General features: G+C 37.9%; 7 protein-coding genes and 1 rRNA gene. 7 read left to right on the forward strand and 1 reads right to left on the reverse strand.

Annotated features, from left to right (window positions below):
- Positions 1-75 precede the first annotated feature (75 nt).
- Genes ACR2F3_RS00260 through ACR2F3_RS00290 form a run of 7 tightly spaced genes read left to right on the forward strand, consistent with a single transcriptional unit; the run spans position 76 to position 9,126 of the window.
- On the forward strand, positions 76-2,379 hold the full coding sequence (locus ACR2F3_RS00260; protein ID WP_432707980.1) for a GumC family protein: 2,304 nt from the start codon (positions 76-78) through the stop codon (positions 2,377-2,379).
- A complete protein-coding gene (locus ACR2F3_RS00265) occupies positions 2,376-3,515 on the forward strand; it encodes a glycosyltransferase family 4 protein (protein ID WP_432707981.1) in 1,140 nt (379 codons plus the stop codon). The genes ACR2F3_RS00260 and ACR2F3_RS00265 overlap by 4 nt, the downstream gene beginning before the upstream one ends.
- Entirely contained in the window at positions 3,512-4,588 is a 1,077-nt protein-coding gene (locus tag ACR2F3_RS00270; protein ID WP_432707982.1) for a glycosyltransferase family 4 protein, read from the forward strand. Before ACR2F3_RS00265 ends, ACR2F3_RS00270 begins: the two co-directional genes overlap by 4 nt.
- Positions 4,581-5,990: an exosortase Y-associated Wzy-like protein gene (locus tag ACR2F3_RS00275; protein WP_432707983.1), complete on the forward strand. Its 1,410-nt coding sequence runs from the start codon at positions 4,581-4,583 to the stop codon at positions 5,988-5,990. The genes ACR2F3_RS00270 and ACR2F3_RS00275 overlap by 8 nt, the downstream gene beginning before the upstream one ends.
- Complete coding sequence (locus tag ACR2F3_RS00280; protein ID WP_432707984.1) at positions 5,987-7,165, forward strand: XrtY-associated glycosyltransferase XYAG1; 1,179 nt, start codon at positions 5,987-5,989, stop codon at positions 7,163-7,165. The genes ACR2F3_RS00275 and ACR2F3_RS00280 overlap by 4 nt, the downstream gene beginning before the upstream one ends.
- Entirely contained in the window at positions 7,155-8,594 is a 1,440-nt protein-coding gene (gene xrtY, locus ACR2F3_RS00285; RefSeq protein ID WP_432707985.1) for an exosortase Y, read from the forward strand. The genes ACR2F3_RS00280 and xrtY overlap by 11 nt, the downstream gene beginning before the upstream one ends.
- Positions 8,575-9,126 carry a WcaF family extracellular polysaccharide biosynthesis acetyltransferase gene (locus ACR2F3_RS00290; protein WP_432707986.1) on the forward strand — a complete coding sequence of 184 codons (552 nt, stop codon included), beginning with the start codon at positions 8,575-8,577 and terminating at the stop codon, positions 9,124-9,126. The genes xrtY and ACR2F3_RS00290 overlap by 20 nt, the downstream gene beginning before the upstream one ends.
- A 52-nt stretch (positions 9,127-9,178) precedes the next feature.
- Here the strand turns inward: ACR2F3_RS00290 and rrf are convergent.
- Positions 9,179-9,263: ribosomal RNA gene (gene rrf / locus ACR2F3_RS00295) — 5S ribosomal RNA — on the reverse strand; the annotation flags it as partial.

A 9,263-nucleotide genomic window follows, 5' to 3' on the forward strand; every position in this document is an offset into this window, starting at 1 on the left:
AATTCAAATTAATTGTATACAAAAAATATTATTTTAAATTATTATTTATAATAATAATCGAATTACATTAGAAACATGGATCGTGACATTAATTATTTAAGTTATTATAAAATAATAACCGACAAATGGTATTATATATTAACAGCGGTAGCACTATCTGCTATAGGTGCTTTTGTATTTCTAAAAATGGCTATCCCAGATTACCACTCAGATGCATCGATCAAAGTAGACGATAATAAATCCGAATTATCTGAATTGATCAGTATCCGAAACATCTATGACAGAAGCAGTAAATCTGAATCTGAAAAATCAATCCTTTACTCACGGAATGTTTTAACAAAAGCAATAGCAGCATTACATTACCCAGTGGAATTCTATACGGCAGGGGACTACTACAGGATTACATCTATTTATCCCCAAAAACCAGTCGACATTTACATCCTTCGAATTCCAAAAGGAAAAATTAGAAATACACTTTTTCAGATTGAGGGAATTAATCAGAAGGAATACAAGTTGAGTTACACACTGAACGATAGCAGGATAATCGGGCGACATACTTATGGGAAAAAGCTAAACTTAAATGGGTTTACTTTTATTGTTAATGCTATTACATCGCGGCATGATAAAGCTTATTATTTCAAAATTAATGACCTAAACAATACGTTGGCCCAGGTAACACAATCTTTAATCATTGATGACAACCAAAACACGAATATCCTAAACCTCCATTATACGGATCCCAATCCCTATTTCGCGAGAGATATTTTGAATGCCATTTTGAAAGAATACCAGGCCTACGATAAATTGCAACGCTCAGTTTCCATTAGCCAGACATCATACTATATCGATACATTGCTTAAGAACATGGCGCTAGTTTTACAAAAATCGGCTGAGCGCATGCAGCAGTTTAAAACAGCCAATCAAATGTTAAACATGTCGTCTAGTGGCGAGACCTTACTCCAAAGGCTCAGTGCTTTAGAAGCAGAGTTACAACGTCTTGAAATTCAAAGCCTGTTGACAATGGAGCTTCAAAACAACCTCAAAAGTAACCAAGAACTGAATAACCCCAACTTTAATTTGCAAGGCGTGGAAGACCCTCAGTTAACCGGACTAATTCAGAAATACAATTTCTTACTTGATCAAAGAACAAAAGACCTTACAGGAGCTCCGGCACAGTCGGAAGTCATATTTCAGATAGACAACGAGCTTCTGTCAATTAAAAACGCTATGATCAATAATATTAACAGCCAGCACATTAAAAACAAAAAAATTCATAGCCATCTCAGTGGACAAATCACCACGATCAGAAAAAGTATAGAAACCATTCCAGCGTTAGAAAGCACTTTCATCAACTTGCAGTCTGACTATGACGTCAATCAAAAAGTATATAATTACCTATCTGAGAAAAAGCTTGAAGCTCATATTTCGACTGCATCCGTTACCTCAGGGGCACAGATCATTGATCAGGCTATATTAGGCGTTAAACCCATCTATCCGATAACAGCAAGTATTTATAAAGATTTTACAATTGCAGGTTTTATTCTGGGAATCGTATTCATTTTCGCAATGCGAAAATTAAATCCCTTTTTATATGAAATAGAGAGTATTGAACACAATTCTGATATACCTATCATTGGATCTATCAGAAACCATATTGGAATACAAGATAACAATAGAATAATTTCTATAGAAAGCCCGGCTTCTCTGTTCTCTGAATCCATAAGAGCCATGCGGGCAAACCTTGATTATCTCGTAGACGGAAAACATAGCCAGGTGATTTGTATTACCTCAGAAATTGCTGGAGAAGGCAAATCATTTACTTCCTTAAATCTGGCTGGGACACTCTGTTTAATTAATAAGAAAGTACTCATTATTGCTACAGATTTAAGGAAATCACAACTCCATAAAACTTTCCAGATGAGCAAAGACAAAGGTTTAAGTAGCTATCTAGAAGGTAAGTTATCTTTAGAGGCCCTTTGCGCCACTACTAAGTACAACAACCTCGATTTTATACCTGCAGGCCCTGTTCCAAATCACCCGGCCGAACTTCTTCATTCGGATCACATGAGCCATCTTTTAGATACCCTGAAAAAGAAGTATGATTTTATTATTCTCGACTCAGCACCAGTAGGCTTAGTTTCAGACAGTATTCCGCTAATGAGAATGGCGGACATCAATTTTTTTGTACTGCGTTATGGAAAATCCCGATTAAGTGCTGCCACCTTACCTGATCGCCTGGCTAAAGATTTTAATTTACGCCACATGGCAATTGTACTGAATGCTTTTAAAGAGGATCAGCAGCCAAAAAGATATTATAACCTCTCATCAAATAAACAGGTTTATGATCGCTATTACAAATTGATTAACCACTCCTCATGATACAAAGTTCAACAAAGGTTCTCTTTCTAACATTAACTATGTTTGGTGATACCGGAGGCATACAAAAGGTGTGCAGAACCTTAAGTATGTCGTTAAGTAAACTCTGTCCCCCACCCGCCCACTTTCAAGTATTTTCGTTAGGTGATCATCCTTCTCACCTGGACGCTCGATATCTGGCTATTAACACCTTTAAAGGATTCAGTTACCAACGATTAAGATTTTGTATTCATTCCATTAGACAGTCTATAAGAGCGAAAGTCGTCATACTTAGCCACATTAACCTGCTGCCCATTGCTTGGCTTATAAAGTTAATTAATCCTAAGACTCAAATTATTGTCTTGGCTCATGGAATTGAAGTATGGAGGCCAGTTTCATGGTGGAAAATTGCTTTCCTAAAAAAGCACTGCCAACTGTGGTCAGTAAGTCACTTTACAGCTAATAAAATTCGGGAGCAACATGGATTACATGGCAAAAATGTTTATGTGTTACCCAACTGCCTTGATCCATTTTTCGAACCACCCCATATTTTTAGAAGGCCCTCTTTTCTTTTAGAACGGTACAACATAAAAAGTGAAAGCCTTATTTTATTAAGCATTTGCCGTTTGACAGTTCATGAACAGGATAAAGGTTATGACCAGGTATTAAATGCCATGCCTTCACTCTTACAAGCAAATCCCAACATCTGTTACCTGCTGGCCGGGAAAGCTGATACAATAGAAATGGCACGTTTGAAAGATTTAATTATAGCTAAAAAACTACAAGAACATGTGCTTTTAGTTGGATACATTGACGACGAAGAACTTAGCAGTCACTATTTACTTGCCGATATCTTTATTCTTGTTAGTAAGAAAGAGGGCTTTGGATTAGTGTTTCTGGAAGCTGCTGCATGTGGATGTAAAATCATTTGTGGAAATGTTGATGGAAGTTCCGAAGCTGTATTAAATGGGCGAATCGGAACCCAGGTTGAGCCAAATAGCAACCGCCAACTCGTTCATGCCATACTAGCTACATTACAAAAAGAGCATGACGATGTGAGGGCAAAATACTTACAAAAAACATGTATGGAACACTTCAGTTTTCCATCATACCATGATAAGGTTAAACAACTACTCACTCCATTTATAAACAAAATATGAAACTAGCTTTGGTAACCACCCATCCTGTTCAATACTATGCGCCAGTTTTTCAGTTATTGGCGAAAGAAGTTGAATTGAAAGTATTTTACACAGCGAAAAAGCGGCAATTCTTTGACCCCGGTTTCCGACAGGAAATTATCTGGGATATTCCTTTATTGGAAGGTTATGACTATACTTTTAACGGACAAAAATCTGTAATTGAAAACCTAATTGAGTTCAACCCACATTATATATTGATTTATGGCTGGGCTTCCAGTTCACACCTTCAGATCTTAATTCATTTCAAAAATAGAATACCAATCCTTTTCAGGGGCGACTCTAACCTCTTAGGAAACGTACCATGGTACCGTATACCGTTAAAGGAATATGGATTGAGATGGGTATATACACATGTGCAAACTGCACTGTATACCGGAACTAGGAACAAGGATTATTTCAAAAAATATGGTTTGAAAGACTCGCAGTTAATATTTGCGCCTCATGCCATTGATAACAAACGATTCTCCAGTCATGAACCTTCATTATCTGTTAGGGCCAACTTAGGTTTAAAACAAAACGACCTTCTGGTCTTATTTGCAGGAAAGTTTACAAAAAACAAAAATCCATTATTATTACTCGATGCTTTTCTTCAGACAAACGTTCCAAATACTCATCTGCTATTTGTTGGTAGTGGACTAACAGGTGGTATCCTGCAGAATGCAGCCAGGCGCTGGAATCATATACACGTACTTCCTTTTCAGAATCAACAAGATATTCCTGCTTTCTACAAAGCTGCTGACTTGTTCTGTCTGCCCTCTAATCACGAAACCTGGGGTCTTTCGATTAACGAGGCAATGGCATGTGGAAAAGCAGTTTTAGTTTCAGATAGATGCGGTGCAGCCGTAGACCTGATTACGCCTTACAATGGCGGAACTTTTAAACATCAGGATGTATATGATTTAAAGCAAAAGCTGGAATATTTCTTAAGACAGCCTCTTTTATTAAAAAAGGCTGGAGAGCAGGCAGCCCTTGATATCAGTAAGTGGAACTTCAATAACCAATCCAAAGCTATTATTAACTGTTTGTATGCATAAAGTACAACAATATAAACTGAATATTATACTGTGTTGCAGTATCCCATGGTTTCTTGCACTCCTTTTTACACACCATCCGGTGCTGTCTTTTTTTATCGCCTATCTCGGCTCGTTTTTTATATTTTATCTCACCATTTGGTCACCGTTAAAGTGTATTCAGTCAACAGATGAAGTAATGAAACCTATGATAATCATTCATCTGATCTTTGCAGGATTTATGTGCTGTACCTCTGTTTTTTTCTTTGCAGACCACCTCGGATATACCTATTTTAAAAAGCAAAGTATTATTCCTTTTATGATCAATGAACAAACCTATCTCCTGGCTAAATGCCAGAGGCTAGCACTCCTTGGCCACATAGGACTAGTTGCGGGTATGATCATAAATATAAAACCTACCCCTGAATATAAATACCAACTTCGCATCCAAATTGACCCTTTTCTAATTAAATGGAGTTTGATTGCCACGATGGCTGCCTTCGCACTAAGTTATATGCCAATGTTCGTTCAATTCAAATATTATTTATTAACCCTGGCAACTACCACTCAAGCACTACTTCTCATGAGGGGTATCGTTTATAAAAAACCATTTATAGCTTTGTTTGGCGGTGTGTTATTCGGATTTCACCTCCTGGGCGCAACATTAACAGGTTTCAAAGAAATAATAATAGTTTCCTTTATAACCATCACATTCATAGCCTATCCTTATTATAAAAGAACTGTAATCCTATTCATTCTTCCAGGTATGTACCTGCTGTTGTATAGCTTACCAACATTAACTACCATCATCAGAACAGAATCTTGGAATGGAAACAAAAGCAAGGAAGCCGCAAGAATAGAAGCTTATGAAACCTTAACGGGAGGTAGTAATCAAGACCAAATCCTCCATAACAATTGGGAGTTCCTTACCAACAGATTGAGTGAAATTAGCATGTTTTCTCAATATGTTAAATATACGCCGGCACACCAACCCTATTATGGCACAGCGATCATAAACAACGCAATGCTTGCCCTTATCCCCAGATCGTTATGGAGACAAAAACCTAATACAGAGAAAGTTGCAATGGAGCGTGTTTATAAGTCGAGAGTTGTTAACAGGTTATCCACAGTATCTGCAAAAACCCGACCAGTGTTCGACGGATACCTGAGTGTCGGACCAATAGGTGTTTTATTGTCAATGATTGTATACGGAATGCTTACACAATGGCTTTGTAATAAATCAGAGGCACTTTTCGGCGGGTATGAATTAGGTTGTGTAGTCGTTTTCAACAGCCTGTTTCAGCAACTCTGGAGAGGTAATAATTGGGAGTTTCTAATAAACAACTTGGTTTATGGATTTATTCTCATGCTGATCATGTTTTATACTTTAAAGTTTATGAACCTTTTAAAAGCAGTCACACTATGATTACCATACTACAAATTACACCCTCATATAAACCAGCATACATATATGGCGGACCAACAAGGTCAATTTCTAAGTTATGCGAGGAACTACTAAACAGTAACTTTAATGTAAAGGTGCTTACAACTACGGCTAATGGTGAAAATGAACTTCCTGTGGAAACAGAGAAAGTATTAAAAGTAGACAATGTCGATGTACAATATTTTAAACGTTTAACGAAAGACCATACCCATTTTTCGCCCACTTTATTATGGCAACTCGTGAAACAGATCAAAGCTGCACAGAAAGAACCTTCAAATAAGTTGTTGGTACATATTCATTCCTGGTGGAATATCGTCTCCTTATCAGCACTTATGATTTCCAGGTGGTATCAAGTGCCGGTTTTATTGTCAACAAGGGGAATGCTCACTGCCTATACTTATAATAACAGACATGTGATGTATAAAACACTTATTCATAAATACCTGGGACGAAAATTATTAGAAAATGTTTGTATTCATGCCACCACAACAAAAGAAGCCAGCGATATTCGTCGTCTGTCTGTCCAATATAAAAGGCTCTATGTCATTCCCAACATCGTTAATATCCCGCCGATTCAGCATGCTGTCTCCTTTCACACACTTTCCCCTTCGGGAATTGATTTGCTATTCCTATCGCGAATTGAAGAGAAGAAAGGCCTGTTTGCCTTATTCGCTGCGTTAAGCACGTTAACCCTTCCATGGACTTTAACAATTGCGGGCACAGGAGATTTCCAATACATTCAACAACTGAAGAAACTTACCGAAGTGTTGCGCATCAATCACAGAATCAACTGGTTGGGTGAAGTCGATGACATAAATAAATTCGTTTTACTTCGTAAAAGTGATTTTCTTATTCTACCTTCCTTCAACGAAAATTTCGCAAACGTGGTTGTCGAAAGTCTTGCTGTAGGTACACCAGTTATTGTTTCTTCAGAAGTAGGTCTGGCCGACTATATTCTTAAAAATGATATTGGCTGGGTCACAAAGACTAATCCTGCTGAACTAATGAATTGTATTAGATTGGCAGCCAACGACCATAAAAAAAGGGCTTATATAAAAAGAGAGGCTCCGAGGATCATTAAAAAAGATTACGACCCAAAAATAATTATCCTAAGATATATCAAAATGTACGAGCAAATCCTGAGCCATGGCAGCTGACTTCTCTATCATCATCTTAACCTTTAATGAAGAACTCCATTTACCAAGGTTATTGACATCGTTGTCTGGTCTGCATACCGAAATTTTCGTATTAGATTCAGGAAGCACAGATCAAACCATGGCCATATGTAAGGCATACCAGACAAAATACGTAATGCACTCCTTTGAAAACCACCCAAAGCAGTGGGACAAAGCGTTGCACTTGTTTGACATCAAAACACCATGGGTAATTGCATTAGATGCAGATCAAATCGTTAGCCCAGAACTTTACCAGCAGCTGGTTACCTTTAAGGATCAGGATTATAACAATATTAATGGTATTTACTTTAATCGCAAAAATATATTTCAGGGAAGATGGATCAAACATGGCGGTTATTATCCTAAATATCTGTTAAAAATGTTCAGATACGGCATTGGGTATTCAGATTTAAATGAAAATATGGACCATCGTTTCATCGTGCCTGGCAAAACGATAAAATGGAATAATGGGCACTTGTTGGAAGAAAACCTGAAAGAGAATGAGATCAGTTTTTGGATTGATAAGCATAACCGATATAGCGACCTGCTTGCTACTGAAGAAATTGAGCGTAAACAAAAAATTCGCTTACAGCTGACTAAACCCAGATTTTGGGGCACACCAGATGAACAAACGGCATGGTTCAAAAAATTATGGTGGAAACTGCCACCCTATAGCCGGACATTTGGATACTTCGGTTACAGAATGTTTATACAAAAAGGTATACTAGATGGAAGGAAAGGTATAATTTTCCATTTCATGCAGGGATTTTGGTTTAGGTTGGTTGTTGATATGAAAATTGAGGAGCTCCTGCGGGCTAAAAGCTTAGACGATGCGAAAGTGAAAGATAAAACTTCAAAACTACCTGCTTTTAAATTTGTAATAATGTTTCCAACGCTATTCCTGCTCTTCTATTATATAAATATCGTCTTTATCGGGCTAACTACACCCGGAGGTTATTATAGCGAGCACCTGGATCAATATTTCAATTACATTAAAGCCTGGCGGAACTTTAACATTTCCGGTACTGCGTGTCTGTTAAAGACATTGGGGTACGAGGTAACAACACAGGAACACCGGCTGCACGTATTGGGGAGGTCTGGTTTTATCCTAGTGTACTCCTGTCTGGGTTACGGAATATTAAGCGTGTATGCTGCATTTATATTGGCCTATCCGAAACCGGTACGTCAGAAACTTATTTTTTTAACTGCAGGCATCATAGGTTTTCAATTGCTCAACATGCTACGCTTATCATTGGTTGCCTTATACTGGAAACCCAGTCCGATGCTCTTGAAGCTTAACGCCCACGATTTATTTAACTATATCACTTATGGCTTAATCCTTTTGGCAGGTTACTACTGGTTAAACAACGAAAAACCAAAACCGAATCTTTATGAAAACTACACAGCTTAAAAAAGCATTCCCTAAAACCGGGTATGACCCAGGTGCATCAGCTTTGAAAATACACTTATGGTACCTGACCAGTTCATTGCTGTTCAAATCGGGACTAATACCGTGGAGCACCGTGCTTGTTACGGTATTAAGGTTATATGGGGCAAGAATAGGAAAAGATGTGCGCATAAAACCATATATAGACATTAAATATCCATGGAAATTAACTGTTGGTGACCATAGTTGGTTAGCCAATTGTCTGATTGAGAATTTAGATGAAGTAGTAATTGGTAATCATGTATGTGTATCACAGCATGCTATGTTATTGACAGGGAACCATAACTATCGCAAAACAACATTTGATTTAATAACTGCAGCGGTTGTTTTAGAAGACGGCGTATGGATTTGTGCTAAAGCCACAGTATGCCCGGGTACGCGGGCAAAAACACATTCTATGCTAACAGTTGGATCGGTGGCGACAAAGGATATGGACGATTACATGATCTATCAGGGAAATCCGGCTAGAAGTAAAAGTAAACGAACCATTGAATAAAAACTACTTATAAACAAGAAAAGCCTGTAGTTTCCTACAGGCTTTCTTTAAGATTTGGCACCGACCTACTCTCCCACGTGTTACCGCAGTACCATCGGCTCTGGTGGGCTTAACTTCTCTGTTCGGAATGGGAAGAG

It is taken from the genome of Pedobacter sp., assembly GCF_045627485.1.
In the GTDB taxonomy this organism is placed as follows: Bacteria; Bacteroidota; Bacteroidia; order Sphingobacteriales; family Sphingobacteriaceae; genus Pedobacter.